Genomic DNA, 834 nt, shown 5'->3' on the forward strand with positions numbered 1-834 from the left:
AAAGAAAGAAAGCCGTCAAGCGCCCAGCGATTTGGCACAGCTTTAGATACAGTCTGCAAGACGTCCGGAAATTGGTACAGCGGCAGCATGGACCCGCCGAGAACTGCAAGCACTTGAATACCGAAGCCGCCGATCGCATCCGCAGATTTCATATCGCTGAGGAAGGACGCAAGCAGCATTGAAATGCCGGATACAGCAGCGGCGTAAGAAAGCCCGAGAACACTCACACACAGCAGATTGCCGCCCCAGTCCACACCAAAAACATTGATTGTGACGATCAGAAATATGAAAAATTGTATGATGGCAAACAGATATGTCCCAAGCCACTTTCCGAAGAGAATGACAGATTTTTGCGCGGGCGTCATCAGCATTCTGGCAAGCGTCTCAGTATCCTTTTCCTGTAAAAATGATTTCGCCCCGACTGTCATATGAAACAGCATAAACATGCAAAACATTGCAGCCGAATAGTATTGAAAACTGGTAACTGCCTTGCTGCCGACAGATTTTTCCGCAATAGTAAGCTTGTCGCCCGTTTCTCTTTCAAGCGTCTTTGTCAGCTTTTCTGCAAACTGTGCAGGGTCAAGTTTTCCTTGCTGTACAGCTGCCGTTTTGCTGACGTAATCCATTGAAGCTGATGCGGCTTCTTTTACCGCTTTATATTGGTCTATAAAAGAGCTGGCAGCTGTTTCGATGATGGAACTTTTTAATGTTTGATCAGGAGCGGCATAAACTACAGCTGAGGTTTTGCCGGATTCCCAATGTTTCGGAATGACAATACCTACATCGATTTTCTTTTCATCAAGCAGTTTCTTCATCTTATCTTCGCTGTTTGCT

1 protein-coding gene is annotated in these 834 nt (G+C 45.9%); it reads right to left on the reverse strand.

All coding sequences use genetic code 11. From position 1 onward, the window contains the following. On the reverse strand, nt 1-834 hold an 834-nt coding region (locus tag RVS70_RS21580), incomplete at both ends, for an ABC transporter permease (RefSeq protein ID WP_321134769.1).

Origin of the sequence: Virgibacillus sp. M23 (assembly GCF_034190895.1) — a bacterium.
GTDB classification, from domain to species: Bacteria; Bacillota; Bacilli; order Bacillales; family Amphibacillaceae; genus Virgibacillus; species Virgibacillus salarius.